Origin of the sequence: Nocardioides sp., assembly GCF_050699375.1 — a bacterium.
Taxonomy (GTDB): Bacteria; Actinomycetota; Actinomycetes; order Propionibacteriales; family Nocardioidaceae; genus Nocardioides.
Genome location: NZ_JBOHDN010000032.1, coordinates 1 through 16,985, shown reverse-complemented (window position 1 = coordinate 16,985; position 16,985 = coordinate 1). Strand labels below are relative to the sequence as shown.

General features: G+C 68.8%; 18 protein-coding genes. 9 read left to right on the top strand and 9 right to left on the bottom strand.

All coding sequences use genetic code 11. The annotated features are described in order from the left end of the window. The first annotated feature begins 1 nt into the window (after position 1). On the top strand, positions 2 to 775 hold the full coding sequence (pstB, locus tag ACRDPS_RS01650) for a phosphate ABC transporter ATP-binding protein PstB (protein ID WP_431499873.1): 774 nt from the start codon (positions 2 to 4) through the stop codon (positions 773 to 775). A gap of 92 nt (positions 776 to 867) precedes the next feature. Here the strand turns inward: pstB and ACRDPS_RS01645 are convergent, their stop codons facing one another. From ACRDPS_RS01645 to ACRDPS_RS01635, 3 genes are all read right to left on the bottom strand, one after another. Beyond that, on the bottom strand, positions 868 to 1,869 hold the full coding sequence (locus ACRDPS_RS01645; protein ID WP_431499872.1) for an inorganic phosphate transporter: 1,002 nt from the start codon (positions 1,867 to 1,869) through the stop codon (positions 868 to 870). Positions 1,870 to 1,873: 4 nt separating this feature from the next. Next, the gene (locus ACRDPS_RS01640) at positions 1,874 to 2,491 is read right to left on the bottom strand and encodes a DUF47 domain-containing protein (protein ID WP_431499871.1); all 618 of its coding nucleotides are present in this window, start codon (positions 2,489 to 2,491) and stop codon (positions 1,874 to 1,876) included. Between the two features lie 81 nt (positions 2,492 to 2,572). After that, on the bottom strand, positions 2,573 to 4,768 hold the full coding sequence (locus ACRDPS_RS01635; RefSeq protein WP_431499870.1) for an RNA degradosome polyphosphate kinase: 2,196 nt from the start codon (positions 4,766 to 4,768) through the stop codon (positions 2,573 to 2,575). 127 nt (positions 4,769 to 4,895) lie between these two features. Here ACRDPS_RS01635 and ACRDPS_RS01630 point away from each other — a divergent pair, with 127 nt between their 5' ends. Beyond that, the gene (locus ACRDPS_RS01630; protein ID WP_431499869.1) at positions 4,896 to 5,942 is read left to right on the top strand and encodes an alpha/beta hydrolase; all 1,047 of its coding nucleotides are present in this window, start codon (positions 4,896 to 4,898) and stop codon (positions 5,940 to 5,942) included. A 107-nt stretch (positions 5,943 to 6,049) separates the two neighbouring features. Here ACRDPS_RS01630 and ACRDPS_RS01625 read toward each other — a convergent pair whose 3' ends face one another. Continuing rightward, positions 6,050 to 8,755 (bottom strand): hypothetical protein, encoded by a 2,706-nt coding sequence (locus ACRDPS_RS01625; RefSeq protein WP_431499868.1) that lies wholly within the window; start codon positions 8,753 to 8,755, stop codon positions 6,050 to 6,052. 92 nt (positions 8,756 to 8,847) lie between these two features. After that, positions 8,848 to 9,207: a DsrE family protein gene (locus ACRDPS_RS01620; protein ID WP_431499867.1), complete on the bottom strand. Its 360-nt coding sequence runs from the start codon at positions 9,205 to 9,207 to the stop codon at positions 8,848 to 8,850. A gap of 103 nt (positions 9,208 to 9,310) precedes the next feature. Between ACRDPS_RS01620 and ACRDPS_RS01615 the strand changes: the two genes are divergently transcribed. The 3 genes from ACRDPS_RS01615 to ACRDPS_RS01605 are packed head-to-tail and all read left to right on the top strand — an operon-like array spanning position 9,311 to position 11,251. Next, positions 9,311 to 9,814, top strand: coding sequence for an FABP family protein (locus ACRDPS_RS01615; RefSeq protein WP_431499866.1), 504 nt, complete (start codon positions 9,311 to 9,313; stop codon positions 9,812 to 9,814). 19 nt (positions 9,815 to 9,833) lie between these two features. Further along, entirely contained in the window at positions 9,834 to 10,265 is a 432-nt protein-coding gene (locus tag ACRDPS_RS01610; protein ID WP_431499865.1) for a Fur family transcriptional regulator, read from the top strand. An 11-nt stretch (positions 10,266 to 10,276) separates the two neighbouring features. Further along, positions 10,277 to 11,251, top strand: coding sequence for a YgfZ/GcvT domain-containing protein (locus ACRDPS_RS01605; protein ID WP_431499864.1), 975 nt, complete (start codon positions 10,277 to 10,279; stop codon positions 11,249 to 11,251). Positions 11,252 to 11,338: 87 nt separating this feature from the next. Here the strand turns inward: ACRDPS_RS01605 and ACRDPS_RS01600 are convergent, their stop codons facing one another. The 4 genes from ACRDPS_RS01600 to ACRDPS_RS01585 all read right to left on the bottom strand — a co-directional run bounded on the left by ACRDPS_RS01600 (position 11,339) and on the right by ACRDPS_RS01585 (position 14,997). Continuing rightward, a complete protein-coding gene (locus ACRDPS_RS01600) occupies positions 11,339 to 12,043 on the bottom strand; it encodes a hypothetical protein (RefSeq protein ID WP_431499863.1) in 705 nt (234 codons plus the stop codon). A gap of 169 nt (positions 12,044 to 12,212) precedes the next feature. Continuing rightward, complete coding sequence (locus tag ACRDPS_RS01595) at positions 12,213 to 13,184, bottom strand: ADP-ribosylglycohydrolase family protein (RefSeq protein ID WP_431499895.1); 972 nt, start codon at positions 13,182 to 13,184, stop codon at positions 12,213 to 12,215. Positions 13,185 to 13,310: 126 nt separating this feature from the next. Beyond that, positions 13,311 to 14,213 carry a mycothiol synthase gene (gene mshD / locus ACRDPS_RS01590; protein WP_431499862.1) on the bottom strand — a complete coding sequence of 301 codons (903 nt, stop codon included), beginning with the start codon at positions 14,211 to 14,213 and terminating at the stop codon, positions 13,311 to 13,313. Positions 14,214 to 14,247: 34 nt separating this feature from the next. After that, a complete protein-coding gene (locus ACRDPS_RS01585; RefSeq protein WP_431499861.1) occupies positions 14,248 to 14,997 on the bottom strand; it encodes a response regulator transcription factor in 750 nt (249 codons plus the stop codon). A 124-nt stretch (positions 14,998 to 15,121) separates the two neighbouring features. Between ACRDPS_RS01585 and ACRDPS_RS01580 the strand changes: the two genes are divergently transcribed. The 4 genes from ACRDPS_RS01580 to ACRDPS_RS01565 all read left to right on the top strand — a co-directional run. Beyond that, positions 15,122 to 15,391 carry a MoaD/ThiS family protein gene (locus tag ACRDPS_RS01580; RefSeq protein ID WP_431499860.1) on the top strand — a complete coding sequence of 90 codons (270 nt, stop codon included), beginning with the start codon at positions 15,122 to 15,124 and terminating at the stop codon, positions 15,389 to 15,391. A gap of 49 nt (positions 15,392 to 15,440) precedes the next feature. Further along, the gene (locus tag ACRDPS_RS01575; RefSeq protein WP_431499859.1) at positions 15,441 to 15,902 is read left to right on the top strand and encodes a thioredoxin family protein; all 462 of its coding nucleotides are present in this window, start codon (positions 15,441 to 15,443) and stop codon (positions 15,900 to 15,902) included. A 242-nt stretch (positions 15,903 to 16,144) separates the two neighbouring features. Continuing rightward, complete coding sequence (locus tag ACRDPS_RS01570; protein ID WP_431499858.1) at positions 16,145 to 16,591, top strand: DUF4395 domain-containing protein; 447 nt, start codon at positions 16,145 to 16,147, stop codon at positions 16,589 to 16,591. A gap of 86 nt (positions 16,592 to 16,677) precedes the next feature. Continuing rightward, the coding region (locus ACRDPS_RS01565; RefSeq protein WP_431499857.1) for a rhodanese-like domain-containing protein at positions 16,678 to 16,985 on the top strand (308 nt) is incomplete at its 3' end.

The window sequence follows — 16,985 nt, the reverse complement described above, 5'->3', positions numbered from 1 at the left end:
CATGTCCATTCACGTCAAGGACGCCAGCATCTTCTACGGCGACTTCAAGGCCGTCGAGGACGTCACCATGTCCGTCAAGCCGAAGTCGGTGACCGCCTTCATCGGGCCCTCCGGCTGCGGCAAGTCGACCTTCCTGCGCACCCTCAACCGGATGCACGAGGTCATCCCCGGCGCCTACGTCGAGGGGAAGATCTCGATCGCCGGCCAGGACATCTACGGGCCGAACGTCGACCCCGTGGCCGTACGCCGCAAGGTCGGCATGGTCTTCCAGCGGCCCAACCCGTTCCCGACGATGTCGATCTACGACAACGTGCTCGCCGGCAACAAGCTCAACTCCAAGCGGATCAAGAAGTCCGAGGCCGACTCGATCGTGGAGGGCGCGCTGCGCGGCGCCAACCTGTGGAACGAGGTCAAGGACCGGCTCAGCAAGCCCGGCATGGGCCTCTCCGGTGGTCAGCAGCAGCGGCTCTGCATCGCCCGAGCGATCGCGGTCCAGCCCGAGGTGCTCCTCATGGACGAGCCGTGCTCGGCCCTGGACCCGATCTCCACGGCCGCGATCGAGGACCTCATCCACGAGCTGAAGTCCGACTACACGATCGTGATCGTCACCCACAACATGCAGCAGGCCGCCCGTGTCTCCGACGACACCGGCTTCTTCAACCTGAAGGCCGCCGGCCAGCCGGGTCACCTGGTGGAGTTCAACCCCACCAAGCAGATGTTCACCAAGCCCGACAACGCCGACACCGAGGCGTACATCTCCGGCCGCTTCGGCTAAATCTGGTGAAGCCGAGTCGGCGCATCTGACCCCGTGCCTCGCGAAGCGAGCGAGCGAGAGGGGTCGGATGCGCCGACTCGGCGTGTTGTCCTCTACGGCAGCTGGAAGACGAAGTGGCAGAGCAGGTAGGTCAGGGCTGCGACACCACCGGCCGCGGGGAAGGTGACAACCCAGGCCACGAGGATCGACTTCGCGACACCCCAGCGGACAGCGGAGAAACGCTTGGTCGCGCCGACGCCCATGATCGCCGAGGTGATCGTGTGGGTGGTGGAGATCGGGGCCTCCCAGATGTACGCCGTGGAGTAGAGCACCGAGGCGGCGACCGACTCGGCGGCGAAGCCGCGGGACGGGTCCAGGTGGATGATGCGGCGGCCGAGGGTGCGCATGATGCGCCAGCCGCCGGACATGGTGCCGAGGGAGATCGCGGTCGCGGCTGCGGCGATCACCCAGAACGGGAGATCGGCGTCGGCCGAGAGGAAACCACCGGTGACCAGGGCGAGGAAGATGACGCCCATCGTCTTCTGGGCGTCCTGCAGGCCGTGACCGAGAGCCATGGCGGCGGCCGAGATCGTCTGGGCGATCCGGAAGCCCCGCTGGGCCCGGTGCTGGTTGGTGCGGCGGAAGATCCACATGATCGCGAGCATCACGCCGAAGCCGAGGCCGAAGGCGACCAGCGGGGAGATGAACATCGGGATGACGACCTTCTCCAGCACCGTCCACCAGTTGACGAAGGCGCCGGCGGCGATGGCCGAGCCGGCCAGGCCGCCGATGAGGGCATGCGACGAGGACGACGGAAGGCCGAAGTACCAGGTGATCAGGTTCCAGGCGATCGCACCGAGCAGACCGGCCATCACGACCGTCAGACCATGTGCACCCGATGGTGGAGTGATGGTGTCGGAGACGGTGTGGGCGACTTTCTGGCCCAGGAAGGCGCCCACGAAGTTCATCACCGCTGCGAGCAGCAGGGCGATCCGCGGCGTGAGCGCGCGTGTGGACACGGAGGTCGCGATGGCGTTGGCGGCGTCGTGGAAGCCGTTGGTGTAGTCGAAGACGAGAGCGACAACGACCACCGCGATGACGATGGCTAGTTCCACGGTGTCAGGATTCCTTGACGGCGATCTGCTCGACGGTGTTCGCGACCTTCTCGAACCCGTCGATCGCATCCTCGAGGGACTCGACGACATCCTTCAGCTTGAGGACCTCCATCGCGTCGTACTCACCTGAGAAGAGCTTGGCGAGGATGCGCCGGTGGTTCTTGTCGCCCTGGTTCTCGAGACGGTTGATCTCGATCCAGTATTCGGAGAGCTCCTTCATGGAGCGCAGGTTGGGCATCGCCGCGGCGGTGAGCTCGGCACAGCGCTGGAGCACGGTGACCTGGTCGGAGAGCTCGGGGGGCAGCACGTTGACCCCGTAGACGAAGATCTGGTCGACGACCTCGTCCATCGAGTCCATCACGTCGTCGAGACCGGAGCCGAGGGCATAGATGTCCTCGCGGTCGAACGGCGTGACGAAGGTCGAGTTGACCTTCTTGACGATCTCGTGGGTCGACTCATCGGCGGCGTGCTCCGCGTCGCGCATCCGCCGCGCGACGTCCTCGCGATCAGCGGATTCACTCAGCATCTCGGCCAACAGCGAGACGCCGTTGACGAGGTGGTTGGCGGACTGGGCGAACAGGTCGTAGAACGACGTGTCGACCGGTCGGATACGGAAACGCACGGGGGCTCCTGGGCATCACTAGGCAGACTGCCGCCCTATGGTAGGCGAGTCTGCTTGACACGGCGAAAGTCAGGGGCGTGTTCAGTTCGTCGAGGCGCGCCTGCGCTGCCGCTGTCGGGCGATCAACGCGGACTGAAGGTGGTTGGGTGCGTGGTTGCGCGTCCAGGTCCCGTCGGGTCCGAGCACCCAGGCGTCGGTGGTCGGCTCGAACGCGAGGTCGAACAGCGCCCCGGCATCGGCCACCAGCTCGGGAGTGGGGAGACGTACGAGGGCCTCGACCCTCCGGTCCAGGTTGCGGTGCATCATGTCGGCCGACCCGATCCAGGCCGCCGGGCCGTCGCCGTCATCGGGTGCCCCGTTCTCGAACCAGAAGATCCGCGAGTGCTCGAGGAAACGGCCGAGGATCGAGCGCACCTCGATGGTCTCGCTGAGACCCGGTACGCCGGGCCGGAGCGCGCAGATGCCGCGGACCAGGAGCTGCACGGGCACGCCGGCCTGGGAGGCCAGGTAGAGCGCGTCGATGATCGCCTCGTCGACGACGGAGTTGGCCTTCAGCCGGATCCGGGCCGGACTTCCCGCCAGGTGGTGGGCGATCTCGGCGTGGATCTGTTCGATCAGCCCGCGGCGTACGTTGCCGGGGGCGACGAGCAGCTGTTCGTAGGTCGCCTCGCGGCTCCAGCCGGAGAGGTTGTTGAACAGGTGGGCGACGTCCTCGCCGATGCCCTCGTTGGTCGTGATCAGCCCCATGTCCTCGTACAGCCGGGAGGTCTTGGGGTTGTAGTTGCCGGTGCCGATGTGGGTGTAGCGGCGGATCGACCCGTCGGGCTCCTCGCGGACCACCATCGCCAGCTTGCAGTGGGTCTTGAGGCCGACCAGGCCGTAGACCACGTGGCAGCCGGCCTGCTCCAGCTTGCGGGCCCAGCGGATGTTGGCCTGCTCGTCGAAGCGCGCCTTGATCTCGACCAGCACCAGGACCTGCTTGCCCGCCTCGGCGGCGTCGATCAGGGCATCGATGATGGGGGAGTCGCCCGAGGTGCGGTAGAGGGTCTGCTTGATCGCCAGCACGCGCGGGTCGGCGGCAGCCTGCTCGATGAAGCGCTGCACGCTGGTCGCGAACGAGTCGTAGGGGTGCTGGAGGAGGATGTCGCCGCGCCGGGCGGCCTTGAAGACGTCGACGGGCGCGGCCGACTCGACCGGCGCGAGAGCCGGGTGGGTGCTCGGGACGAAGGCGGGGTACTTCAGCTGCTCGCGGTCGATGTCGGCGATGCCGTGCAGGCCGCGCAGGTCGAGCGGGCCGGGCAGCCGGAAGACCTCCTTGTCGGAGATGCCGAGCTCGGAGACCAGCAGGTCGAGCGTCGAGTCGGTCATCGACTCCTGCACCTCGAGGCGTACGGGCGGGCCGAACCGCCTCCTGAGGAGCTCCTTCTCCAGGGCGGTGAGGAGGTTCTCGGTGTCGTCCTCCTCGACCTCGAGGTCCTCGTTGCGGGTGACCCGGAAGGTGTGCACCTCGATGATCTCCATGCCCGGGAAGAGCTTGTGCAGCCGCTCGGCCATGACCTCCTCGAGCGGCAGGAAGCGGTCGTTGCCCAGCGGCACGAACCGGCTGAAGATCGGCGGGACCTTCACCCGGGCGAAGTGCTTCTTCTTGGTCTTCGGGTCTCTGAGGCGGACGGCGAGGTTGAGCGAGAGGCCGGAGATGTAGGGGAACGGGTGGGCCGGATCCACCGCGAGCGGGGTGAGCACCGGGTAGACCCGCTCCTTGAAGAGCTTCTTGCAGGCCTTGATCTCCTCGGGGGAGAGATCCTCCCAGTGCAGCAGCTGGATGCCCTGCTCGACGAGCGCCGGCTTGATCTGGTCGCGGAAGATCTGGGCGTGCCGCTCGGAGAGCTCGCGGGTCGTACGCCAGAGCACCTCGAGGACCTCGCGAGGCATCAGCCCCGACGCCGCTCGCACCGCAACGCCCGCCGCGATCCTCCGCTTCAGGCCGGCGACCCGAACCATGAAGAACTCGTCCAGGTTGGAGGTGAAGATCGCCAGGAAGCGTACGCGCTCCAGCAGGGGGAGCGTCTCGTCCTCGGCCAGCTCCAGCACCCGCTCGTTGAACCGCAGCCAGGACAGCTCGCGGTCCAGGAAGCGGTCCTCGTACTTCTCGACCTCGGCCAGCGCCTCGTGATCGGGGATGTACTCGGGCTCGACGTCGAAGGGCTGGTCGGGGACCGCGGTCAGGCTGACCGTGTCCTCCGTCGAGCGCGTGGGGGCCTGCGGGTCGAGACTCATGAGGCTAGTGTGACGCAACCATGTGTCCATGGGGGAGACCTGATCCGAACAGCGGAGTGCTCCTCGCCACGCTCGTCTGGTGAACTACCTGTTACACGATGTCTCTGGTAACGGGTAGTTTGAGCGCATGTCGATTCTCGCTCGCGCCTCGTCCCTGATCGATCCGATGCTGCTCCCGGTGAAGAGGACCGCGTTCACGACGGCGCTGAACCTCCCGGCCGCGGTGCAGCGGCGGATCGTCGGGAAGCCGGTGACGTACGACGGGCAGACGCTCGCGGTGGACACCCAGCTCATGCTCGCGCTGATGAAGGTGTCCGGCGAACCGGACCCGTCGACGCTGCCGATCCCGAAGGGGCGGGTGGCGTTGCTGCGGCAGTCGCAGCTCGGTGGCGGGCGCCAGGAGATCGGGTCGGTGCGCGAGCTCTGGGTCGCGGGTCTCAAGGCGCGGCTCTACAGCCCGGAGGGGTCCTCGGGCGACGCTCCGCTGCTGGTCTTCGTGCACGGCGGCGGCTTCATCTTCGGCGACCTGGACAGCCACGACGCTCCCTGCCGGCTGCTGGCCGGCGAGTCGGGGGTCAAGGTGCTCTCGATCGACTATCGGCTGGCTCCTGAGGCACCGTTCCCGGCGGCGTACGACGACTCGATCGCGGCGTTCCGGTGGGCGGTCGAGCACGCGGCCGAGCTCGGTGCGGACCCGTCCCGGATCGGCGTCGGCGGTGACTCGGCCGGCGGCAACCTGGCCGCCGAGGTCGCGCTCGCGGTCGGCGAGGCCTGCGCCTTTCAGCTGCTCATCTACCCCGTCACGCAGTCGGACGCATCGACCCGCAGCCGCGAAGATCTCAGCGAGGGCTTCTACCTGACCTCGAGCTTCATCGCCGCCGCCACCGACAACTACCTGCCCGCGGGCATCGACAGGCGCGACCCGCGCCACGCCCCGCTGCACGCCGAGATCCCGACGACCGGGATCGCGCCCGCGTACGTCGCGACCGCGGGGTTCGACCCGCTGCGCGATGAGGGCGAGGCGTACGCCGCCAAGCTCGAGGCGGCCGGGGTGAAGGTCACCCACAAGCGCTACGAGGACCAGATCCACGGGTTCCTGAACGTGGTCGGCGCGGGACGTACCGCCCGCGCCGCCGTCCTCGAGCTCGCTCAGGTGGTCAAAGAGAACCTATGAGGACCGAGCGCCGTCCTAGTGCGTAGCCGGCAAGGCCGAGGAGGGAGGCGGCCCGGTGTTGGCCGTCGACCGACGAGAACGCCGCCGGATGCGTGCTAGGACGGCGCTCAGCCGGTCATGTCGGGGCGCCAGCGGAAGAGCTCGCGCTGGAACGCCTCGGGGTCGACCATGGACTTGTCGACCTTGACCGCACCGGCCTCGTCGGTGTTGAACTCGACGACCCACTCGTCGGTGGCCGGCTCACCCTTGATGGTGATGTCGGTGTGGGTGTCGTAGAGGTCGTAGGTGTGGGTCTGCTCGTCCTTGCGGACGTCGAGCACACCCTCCTCGGTGACCGTGACGGTGCTCTCGGTCATGAGCGAGCCGTCCTCGGGCTTGAAGGTGCGGACGGTGAGCTTCTTCCCGCCCACCTTCTCGCCGCCGGGCTCGTCGGCCTCGGGCAGGGTGGTGCCGGCCGCGGGCGTATCGGCGCCGGGGATCTTGTTGTTCCCGGAGACCTTGGCGCCCGGGAACTTGCCGGACTCGGCCAGCTTGACCGCCGCCAGCCAGCCGCTCGAGCGGTGCGGGAGGGCATCGCTGGGGGTGTCGGGCATGTCGATCGGGTCCGAGAGCGGGTCCTTGGCTGCCGACTTCTTGGCTGCCGACTTCTTGTTTCCGGTCGGCCGCTCGGGCAGCGTCACCGGCGCGGTCGGAGGACCAGCGGTGGGCGCGGCCGATGAGGCGGCCGGCGCGGGTGCGTTGGTCTCGGCGGGTTCGGCCGACGCAACAGGCGCGACGGGCTTGACCGCCGTGACCGGCTTGATCGGAGAGACGGGCTTGATCGGGGAGACGGCCTCGACCATCGACTGGTCGGGAGCATCGGGCACCGGGAGCTTCGCCTCCGGCGGGTCCGGGGTCGCGGCGAGGGTGAGCTCGAGGGCCTGCATCGCGCGCTTGTTGGTGCTGCCGCCCTTGACCGCGAGCATGACGGCCTCGCGGAGGTCGGCGAGCTGCTTGGCGAGCTGGGCGCTGCGGCGCTCGGCGACCTGCCGGTCGACGATGGCCCGCTCGACGAGCTCGGTGTTGTGCAGGATCGATGCCTCGACGGCCTGACGGTCGATGGCCTTCTGGCCGGCGACCTCCTCGGCTTCGGTGCGTAGGCGTACGGCGTCGGCGGCCTGCTCCTGGACGTCGGTGAGACGGTTCATCATCTCCGTCATCCGGCGCTCGGCCTCTTCACGCTCGCGGGTCTGCTCGGTGACGACCTCGGTCATCGACTCGTGGGCCGTACGCAGCGCGCGCTCCGCCGCACGGCGGCCCTCGTTGGCGTCGGTAGCGGCGCGCTCGGCGGCGCGCCGGCCCTCCAGCGCCTGCACGGCGAGATCGGCGTGCTCGGAGGCGCGCTGGTCGGCAGCCAGCCTGGCCAGGTTGGCGGCCTCGGCTGCCTGCTCGGCCTGCGAAGCGAGCTCGGTGAGCTGGCGGTAGCGGTCCTCGTTCTCGTTGGCCTCGTGCGCGGCGGCGGCAGCGAACTCTGCGTACTGCTTCGCGCTCTTCTCGGCCTCCAGCCGGGCGTCGCTGGCGGCGTCGGCCGCCTTGAAGGCGCGCAGCGCGGCCTCCTCGGCCTCGGTGCGGGCAGCGAGCGCTTCGGCGGCTACGGCGTACTGATCGGCGGCGGCCGCCTCGGCCGCGGCCCGGGTCATCGCGTGGTCCTCGGCGTTGGCATCGGCCGCCTGACGCTCCTCGAACGCCTCCTTCGCGGCTTCCTCGGCCTCGGCGCGGGCGGTCTCGGCGGCCTCGGCGGTGGCGTACGCAGCCTCTGCGGCGGTCTCGGCCTCCTTGCGAGCCTGCTCGGCCTGCTCGGCCTGAGTGGCCATCGCGACCGCGGACTCCTCGGCCGTGATGCGTGCCGCGGCCGCCTTCTCCGCCTCGTTGGCGCGGTCGTCGGCTGCCTGCTCGGCCGCCTGGCGGGCCGTGAACGCGGCCAGTGCCTCGTCGGCCCGACCGGCGGCGGCCGTGTCGGCCTCGGTGCGCAACCGCGCGAGCTCGTCTGAGCGGGTATCGGCCTCGGTGCGGGCGGTGTACGCAGCCTCCGCAGCGCTCTCGGCCTCGCCGCGTGCCACGTGGGCCGCGCGTGCTTCGTCGGCGGCCTTGCGAGCCGCCTTCTCGGCTGCCGCGAGGGCGTCGCGGAGCTCGTCCATCTCCTCGAGACGCTCTTCGGCGGCGGCCTCGGCGAGGCTGCGCGCGGCGAACGCAGCCTGAGCCATCTCGGCGTGCTCGGCTGCCTTCGCGTGGGCCTCGTTGGCGGCCTCGGCGGAGGTGGCGGCCTCCTCCGCCCTGGTCCGGGCGATCTCCTCGGCCTCGGTGCGGGCCTTGGTCTGGGTCTCGGCGGCACGGGACGCCTCGAGGTGGCGCTGCTTGGCCTCCTCCAGCTCCTTCGTCTTCGCGACCGCGATCTCCTCGGCCTCGGCGCGCTCCTTGGCACGGGTGTCGGCGAGCTTCTCGGCCTCGACCCTGGCTCGGGCGTACTCCTCGGCCGCCTTCTCCGCGACCTCGCGCGCCTGGTGGGCGTCAGCGGCCAGCTCGGCGTGGAGCTTGGCGGTCTCGTCAGCCTGCGCTCGGGCGGTGGCGTGCTTGGCGGCGGCCTCCTCGGCCACCAGCCGCTCGGCCGCCTGCTCGGCGGCCGCGTGCTCTGCGGAGATGCGGAGCGACTCGGCGGCAGCTGCGGCGCGAGCGAGCTCTGCGGCGCGCGCGGTCAGGTCCTCCTCCTCGTCGTCGCCCGGCTGGGCGGCCGTATCCCGGCTCCACCACTTGCCACTGGGGGTCTGCGTGCTCACGAGGGTGAATGCTAACGGCGAAGTAGGTGGTTCGTGGAGTCTCCGAGAGGATTAACACGCCCGCTACCTGGAACTACATCAGTGGCATTCGGCTAATAGACGAGCGCCTGCACGCCATCGCGCAAAATCTCCTCCGCGAACACGAACGCACCCTTGATACTTACGCCGTCGATCAGATCGTCCTCGGTGAGCTCGCGCCGCGTGGCGCACTGGCTGCAGACGGTCACCTCACCGGACTCCATGACCAGTGCGATCAGCTCGTTCAGCGGCGTCGCCTTCTCCAGGGAGAACTCCTCGGCTCGCCCGGGCACCGCGAACCAGGTCGCCTCGCCGGTGAGCCAGAGCGACACCTTCGCGCCGGCCGTCGCGGCCGCCGAGGCGACCGTGAAGGCCTGGTTCGTACGCTCGGGCGCCTCTGCGCCCATGGTCACCTTCACCACGAGTTCTCGCATGGTGTGCACACTAGCGCCCTTCGGTCGCGACGATCCGTGCTCCCGCGCGGCCGGAACGGTTAGCGTTTCGGGTCGCGGGCGGCGTACGGCCTAAACTCGGTGTGTGGCTTTCGAACTTCCGGAGAACCTTCACCCCGACGCCGGACCCTGCGCGTGGATGCTCGGCACCTGGCAGGGCAACGGACACGGCGACTATCCGACGATCGACAAGTTCGAGTTCGGGCAGGAGCTGATCTTCACCCACGACGGGCGACCGTTCTTCCACTACTTCGCGCGCTCGTGGATCATCGACCCGGAGACGGGTGAGAAGGTTCGTGACGCGGCGCTGGAGACCGGCTTCGTCCGGTTCCGCCCCGAGGGCGAGGTCGAGTGGGTGATGACCCACAGCTCCGGCATCGTCGAGGTCTGGTACGGCAAGGCCGAGGCCGGCAAGCTCGACCTCGCCACCGACGCGGTCGCCCGGACCGAGACCGCGAAGGAGTACACCGCGGGCAAGCGGCTCTACGGCAACGTCGAGGGTGACCTGCTCTACGCCTTCGACATGGCGGCGATGGGGCAGGCACTGCAGCCGCACCTGTGGGCGCGGCTCAAGAGGGCCAAGAAATAGGCTCGGGGAAGTAGTCGCGATGACCGAGGCCGCCGAGGACTGGCGCGAGGCCCTACGGGCAAAGGGCTATCGGCTCACGCCCCAGCGCGAGCTGGTCCTTGGTGCCGTCGAGCGGCTGAGTCATGCCACGCCGGAGGAGGTCCTGGCGGTCGTACGCGAGTCGTCCTCGGCGATCAACCTCTCTACCGTCTATCGCAACCTCGAGGTCCTCGAGGAGCTTGGGCTGGTGCGCCATGCGCACCTGGGGGAGCGGGCATCGACCTACCACTCGGTCTCAGGTCGTCCGCATTTTCATGCCGTCTGCAGGAAGTGTCAGAAGGTCACCAGTGTTGAACCCTCTGTGGCCGACGGTTTCTGCGAGCGGCTGCGTGAGGAGTACGCCTTCGAGGCAGATGTCGCTCATCTGACCGTGTTCGGGGTGTGCGTCGACTGTTCTGAGGAGACATCTTGAATGAGCACGGTATGACCACCAGTCCACTTCTGTCGCTGCCGGGCGCTGTCGCCGGGGACGGTGTCGACGCCGCCGTCGCCGCGCACTACGGCTCGTTCAACCTCGAGCAGCGGACCCTGACCTCCGGGGAGGGCTTCGTCGACCTCTCCCACCGTGACGTGGTCCGGATCGCCGGACCCGACCGGCTGGCCTGGCTGCACTCGCTGACCTCGCAGGCCTTCGAGGGCCTCGGCGCGGGTGCCTGGACCTCGGCACTGGTCCTGTCACCGCAGGGGCACGTCGAGCACTTCTTCTCCGGTGTCGACGACGGCGAGGCCTTCACGGCGTGGACCGAGCCGGGTGCTGGTGATGCCTTGGCGACGTACCTCGAGCGGATGAAGTTCTGGTCCGACGTGACCGTGACGCTGGAGACGTCGCTGGCGTCGGTCTGGCGGGCCTCGACTAGCTCACCCACCGGTGGTGGGTACTCCTTCATCCCGCGCGAGTCGTTGGAGACGTACGCCGCTGCCGCCGGTCCCGCCTGCGGGTTCTGGGCCTTCGAGGCTCTCCGGATCGAGCGTGGTGAGCCTCGGTTCGGGGTGGACACCGATGCGCGCACGATCCCCAACGAGGTCGGCTGGGTGCCGGGTTCGGTGGATTCGACCGGCCCGGAGTATGCGGTTCACCTCGAGAAGGGCTGCTACCGCGGGCAGGAGACGGTCGCCCGCGTGCACACGCTGGGCCGCCCGCCGCGCCGCCTGGTGCTGCTCCACCTCGACGGCTCCGAGAACCGGCTGCCCGCTGCTGGATCGGAGCTGGTCCATGGCGAGAAGACCGTGGGGTTCGTGGGTTCGTCGGCTCGTCACCACGAGCTCGGGCCGATCGCGTTGGGGCTGGTCAAGCGCAATGTCCCCATCGACGCACAGCTCGTCGTGGACGGGATGCCGGTCACCCAGGAGGTCCTCGTCGACCCCGAGATCGGACTTCACGTTCGGCCGCTGCGCTGAGTTGGTCGGTGCGCTGAACTGGCTGACGTCCTCTCCCGTGACGTCCTCTCCCGTGACGTCCCTCCCGTAGAGCTCCTCGGACGTCGGTCAGAGCCGACCGTTCGAACGGACGGGGACGTCGTCGGCATGCTGGTTGAGGGAGTCGCGGTAGGCAGCCTGGGCCCTGGGCCGCGCCGGCCGGGCCGCAGGCCGATCCTCGATCTGTGACTCGGTCTTGGACGCTGTGATCCATGAGGACGGTTCTTGGTCGGTCCGGCTGCGGCTCGGTGGGGTGCCCCACAGGATCCAGCGGCGTCGTGGAGGGAGGGTCAGCCACGTGTCCTGGAAGACATCGAACCAGCTGCTGGGCGGTTCGAGGCGAAAGCTGTTGCCGGCGTACCCCGTGATCTCCGCACCCACAGCCACCCAGTCGGCGAGGACGCCGACCAATGGGTGGCGGATGCCGTCCGGCGGTTCCAAGGTGCTCATGTAGGCCAGGCGGAACGATGTCGGGAGCGGGAGGTGCCAAGGCCCGGCGACGGCGCGAGCGCTCTCGGTCCATGGTGCCTCGATGTCAAAGGCGTGCTTCCTGTTGATTCGGACGATGAACGGGCGCCGGCGATCGAGCTCCGCGGCCGGAAGCAGAGGGCGGCCGAGGAGAAGGTCGAGCCGCTCCTCGTCGTAGAGGAGTGCGCTCCCCTGTTTGGTCGCCCGCCCGGCAAGTCCAGCGGTCAGCACGCGCGCTGCGTCACGCAGACCGACGTTGTGGCTGACGGAGATCAGCTCGGCGGAGGCCCGTGCGGTCAGTTTCATGTCAGCGACGGTATGCGCGAGCACCGACAACGCACATGGCAACGCGTGGGTGGTCGATGGCAGCTACGCGAGTTGGCGGCACCTTGTGAACGAATCACAAGGTGCCGCCAACTGGCGTAGCGCTCGGCGACACCTTTCCCAGCCTGACCTGCGGTGACGTCACCGCAGGTCAGTAGGTGCCGGCGGCCGCCGTGGTGTCGAGGGCGAGAGTGGCAAGGAGGTCGGCGGTGATGCCGGGGTAGCCGTGGCTGAGCTTGCGCCACTCGGCGGGGATCGCGGAGGCTCCCCATCGGGCGCCGAGGAGGCCGCCGGCGATGGCGCCGACGGTGTCGGTGTCGTTGCCGATCCGGATGGCGGTGTTGAGCGCGTCGACATAGTGGTCACCCGGAACCGACGCGGGGACCGGGGTCTGTGCGATCGAGGCCCAGGCGGCCTGCAGCGCGGTCACCACCCAGCCGTTGGGGTTGAAAGTGGCCGGCGGTGCGGTCTCGGCCTCGTCGAGCTTCTCGGTCCAGAAGGTTGCCTCGGCGGGGGAGAGGAGCGAGAGGCCGGAACGTACGTCGAGCCCGCCGTGCATCACTGCGTGCTCGATCGCCAGCGACCACAGGGCGCACCCGGACTGCGCGTGCTCGTCCCAGTGGGTCAGAGCGCTGACCGCGGCGGCAGCCTCGACGACCGCCGGCCGGTCGCCGAGATATCGCAGCGGGACGGGGGCCGTACGCATCAGAGAGCCGTTCCCGCCCGTGTGGCGGGTCATCTCGTGCAGCTTCTCCGCGACGTAGCGCAGCTGGGTCGCGGTCGGTGCGGGCCCAGCAGTGTTGAGCACCCGAGCGGTCTGGTTGCCGATGTCCTTCGGCTCCGACTCCGACCACTCCCGGAAGTTGCGGCCTACCGCGGTCAGACCCTCCTCGCTGCGCAGGTCGGCGCCGCTGGCGGCGACGTCGAGGACGCACCAGGCCATCGTGGTGTCGTCGGTCCACTCCCCGGGTGCGAACGGGCCGAGCCCGCCCCCGAGCATCTGCGCCTTCTCGTCCGCGCCGAGCGGAGGCCGGTCGAACTCGTAGTGAGCCCCGAGCGCATCCGCCACCGCGGTCCCGACGACGGCCCCGACGGCCCGGTCATTCTGAGAATCGGTCAGCATCACGTCGGACAACCTACGGTGCCTGCGAGCAGATTCCCGCCATGGCGGGATTGTGCGGGCGTCATGCGCTGGGGCCCGGTGTATTTTCCCGCCATGGCGGGAAAATGCGCGCGGGCCGGCGTCGGCTCAGCGGCGGGTGTACTGCACGTGCGTGTCCGCCGCCGCCCGGGTGAAGCCGAGACCCTCGTAGAGGCGTACAGCCGGGGTGTTCTCGCCCTCGACATAGAGGTGGATCGCGTCGATCCCGGCGTCGGCCAGATGGTTCAACCCGAGGAGGGTGACCAGCTTGCCCAGGCCGCGGCCCTGCGCGGCGGGGTCGACGCCGACGACATAGACCTCGCCCTCGGACTCGCTGTGGCGTTTGGTCCAGTGGAACGCGAGCAGCCGCCCGCCGGCGGTCGAGCTCTCCCAAGCCATGATCAACCCCGAAGGATCGAACCAGGACTCCGCCATTCGCTCGGCGAGGTCCGCGGCGGTCATGCCGCCCTGCTCCGGATGGTGCGCGAAGGCGGCGGCGTTGACCCGGAGCAGCTCGGCCTCGTCGCCGGGCTCGAAGCCGCGTACGACGATTCCCTCCGGGATCGCCGGAGCCGGTGGCAGGTCGGCGACAGGACGCCGCATCACCCACAGCTCGCGGGTGCGCTCCCAGCCCTGGCCCGCGGCGAGCCGGGCCGCGGCCGGGTTGTCGCCGTGCGACCAGGCGGTCGTGCCGGCCGGCAGGTCAGGGGCGCGAAGCAGCAGCTGCCGGCCGAGGCCGGTGCCGCGGTGCTGGGTGAGGACCACGAGCGACAGCTCTCCACCGGTGGCCGAGTCTCCTCCGGTGGTCGAGTCTCCTCCGGTGGTCGAGTCTTCTCCGGTGGTCGAGCCTGTCGAGACCAACATCCCGAAGCCGCGTACGTCGCCCCAGATCGTGGCGTCCTGCGGACGGTTGCGCAGCGTCAGCAGGGCCGCTTCGTCGAGCGGTGCCACACCGTCGTACGCCTCGGTTGCCTTGGTGATCGCCAGGACCTGCTCGACGGTGAGTGCCATACCGAAGAGCGTAGTGGCGACACCAGGCGGAGGATCAGACCGCGTCGGCCTCGATGCGCGGGGTGGCCGAACGGCGCGCGTCGGAGGCGACGGCCTCCTTGTTCTTCGTGGGCAGCACGAAGCGGTAGCCGACGTTGCGGACGGTGCCGATGAGGGTCTCGTTCTCCGGGCCGAGCTTGGCGCGCAGGCGGCGCACGTGGACATCGACGGTGCGGGTGCCGCCGAAGTAGTCGTAGCCCCACACCTCCTGCAGCAGCTGCTGGCGGGAGAAGACGCGGCCGGGGTGCTGGGCGAGGTACTTCAGGAGCTCGAACTCCTTGAAGGTCAGGTCGAGCGCACGGCCGCCGATCTTGGCGGTGTAGGTGGCGTCATCGACGACGACCTCACCGGAGCGGATCACGTGCGCGTCGGGGTCGGAGGCGTCGCGAGCCGCAGAGATGCGACCGATCGCGAGCTTGATCCGAGCCTCGAGCTCGGCCGGACCGCAGGTGTGCAGCACGACATCGTCCATGCCCCAGTCATGGGCGACCACGGCGAGGCCACCTTCGGTGACGACGAGCAGGACGGGGACGTCGGTGCCGGTCGTACGAATGAGGCGACACAGGTCGCGAGCCTGGGCGAGGTCCTGCCGGCCGTCCACGAGAAGCAGGTCGGAGTCGGGGGCCTCGAGGAGCGCGCTACCTTCAGCAGGAAGGATCTTCACCTGGTGGCCGAGGAGCGAGAGTCCTGGAAGGACCTCGACCGAGGGTTGCAGCGAGCTGGTCAACAACAGGAGGGAACTCATGTTGGGGGTGCCTCTCGGTCAGAGAAAGAGGAGCACCGAAACGCAACATTGAGCCTCGGTGAGGTGATCGTTGGACCATATTATCGAAACTTCGCGGTGACATAGGAAGGTTGTCCACGAGAAAGTGACGAAGGTTATAGAGGTCCGCTACTGGGCCGCGGCCAAGTCCGCGGCCGGAACTGCGTCGGACCTGATCGAGGTCGACGGCCCGTTGACGCTGGCAGATGTCGTACGTCGTGCGGCCGATCTGCACGCGGGAACCCGCCTGCCCGAGGTGCTGGCGGTCTGCTCGACGATGATCGGCGACCGTCCGGTGGGCTCCCAGGATCCGGCTGCCGTCGAGGTCCAGCCGGGCTCCACGGTCGAGTTCCTCCCGCCCTTCGCCGGGGGATAGGAATGAGCTGGGCGGAATTATCTGGTGCGGGTTCGGGGTTGTGCCTCTCGTGAACACCGGAGCTTGGGTCGCTGTCGCCGCCATCGCCGTCGCGTTGGCGTTCGGCCTGTTCCGGCTGCTCACCGACGGTCGTTTCCGAGGTACGAAGGAGCTCCCGGTGTCTGCTGAGTCGACCCACGCGCCGGAGCCGCGCGCCTGGGATGCGGTGACCGACGCGCTGAACGGCCACAAGCGTGGCGAGCGCGCCACCCTGGTCCAGTTCTCCAGCGCCTTCTGCGCTCCCTGCCGCGTGACCCGCCGGATCCTGGGCGATGTCGCCGACGTCGTCCCGGGAGTCGTCCACATCGAGGTCGACGCCGAGCACCACCTCGAGCTGGTCCGCCGGCTCGACATCCTGCGTACGCCCACGACGTTGGTGCTCGACGGTGCCGGCAACGAGGTTGCCAGGGCAACCGGGGCGCCTCGCAAGGAGCAGGTGCTGAGCGCGATTCCGGCCTACGGTCTCGAATAATGACACTCGTGTCCAGATGGCAAGACATTCGTTTCGCGTCCGTTTCCGCTCGCGCTACTGTCATCGCATGTTCTCGACCATGCTGACCAAGCGCCGCGCAGTGGATCACTGCCGCGTGCGCTCGGCGCTGTGTCGTTCCTGCCGCTGATCCCGAGATTTGTCGACTGAGTCGGCCCTGGGGATCGCTTCGCCTGTCAGGCTCGTCCTGACGACTTCCCCTTCTCTCTCGCAGGAGCAGACCCATGTCCGAGACCTCAAGCCAGACGGCGCCCCAGACCGGCATCGACCCGCGCGGCCCGCAGTTCGCTGCGGCGCTGACCGTTGTCGTGCTCATCCTGGCGCTGGTGCTCCCACAGCCGCTGGCCCTGGTGGTGACAGCCGTACAGACGGTGCTCTTCGCGATCGGCGCGGGGCTCGGGGTGCAGCGGACGCCGCACGCCTGGCTGTTCAAGAGGCTCGTACGTCCGCGGCTGACCGCTCCGAGTGAGCTCGAGGATCCGGCGCCGCCGCGTTTCGCCCAGGGCGTCGGCCTGGCCTTCACGGTGGTCGCGCTCGTCGCGTACATCCTCGGCGCCACGCTCGTGGCGCAGATCGCCCTGGGCTTCGCGCTCCTGGCGGCTGTGCTCAACGCCGTGTTCCGGTTCTGCCTCGGCTGCGAGGTCTACCTCCTGATCAAGCGCTTCGCCTGATCCCGCGCATCCCAACCCACGCATCCCAACAAGCATCAACTCACAGTGAAAGCGCGCCGTTCGCGGCGCAGACGAAAGGTACCCAGATGACCCGCGAGAACTCCCTCGTCTCCGCCCAGTGGGTGGAGGAGCACCTCGAGGACCCGAAGGTGGTGCTGATCGAGGTCGACGAAGACACCACCGCCTACGACAAGGGCCACATCAAGGGTGCGATCAAGCTCGACTGGACCACTGACCTTCAGGACCAGGTCCGCCGCGACTTCGTCAACAAGGCCCAGTTCTCCGCGCTGCTCTCCGAGCGCGGCGTCGCCAACGACGACACCGTGGTGCTCTACGGCGGCAACAACAACTGGTTCGCGGCGTACGCGTTCTGGTACTTCAAGCTCTACGGCCA

Excerpts from the sequence above, each read along its gene's own strand:
- ACRDPS_RS01630 (WP_431499869.1), top strand. The coding sequence starts at position 4,896 with ATGTCGATTCTCGCTCGCGCCTCGTCCCTGATCGATCCGATGCTGCTC.
- ACRDPS_RS01620 (WP_431499867.1), bottom strand. The coding sequence starts at position 9,207 with ATGCGAGAACTCGTGGTGAAGGTGACCATGGGCGCAGAGGCGCCCGAG.
- pstB (WP_431499873.1), top strand. The coding sequence starts at position 2 with ATGTCCATTCACGTCAAGGACGCCAGCATCTTCTACGGCGACTTCAAG.
- ACRDPS_RS01595 (WP_431499895.1), bottom strand. The coding sequence starts at position 13,184 with ATGCTGACCGATTCTCAGAATGACCGGGCCGTCGGGGCCGTCGTCGGG.
- ACRDPS_RS01610 (WP_431499865.1), top strand. The coding sequence starts at position 9,834 with ATGACCGAGGCCGCCGAGGACTGGCGCGAGGCCCTACGGGCAAAGGGC.
- ACRDPS_RS01635 (WP_431499870.1), bottom strand. The coding sequence starts at position 4,768 with ATGAGTCTCGACCCGCAGGCCCCCACGCGCTCGACGGAGGACACGGTC.
- ACRDPS_RS01600 (WP_431499863.1), bottom strand. The coding sequence starts at position 12,043 with ATGAAACTGACCGCACGGGCCTCCGCCGAGCTGATCTCCGTCAGCCAC.
- mshD (WP_431499862.1), bottom strand. The coding sequence starts at position 14,213 with ATGGCACTCACCGTCGAGCAGGTCCTGGCGATCACCAAGGCAACCGAG.
- ACRDPS_RS01570 (WP_431499858.1), top strand. The coding sequence starts at position 16,145 with ATGTCCGAGACCTCAAGCCAGACGGCGCCCCAGACCGGCATCGACCCG.
- ACRDPS_RS01585 (WP_431499861.1), bottom strand. The coding sequence starts at position 14,997 with ATGAGTTCCCTCCTGTTGTTGACCAGCTCGCTGCAACCCTCGGTCGAG.
- ACRDPS_RS01605 (WP_431499864.1), top strand. The coding sequence starts at position 10,277 with ATGACCACCAGTCCACTTCTGTCGCTGCCGGGCGCTGTCGCCGGGGAC.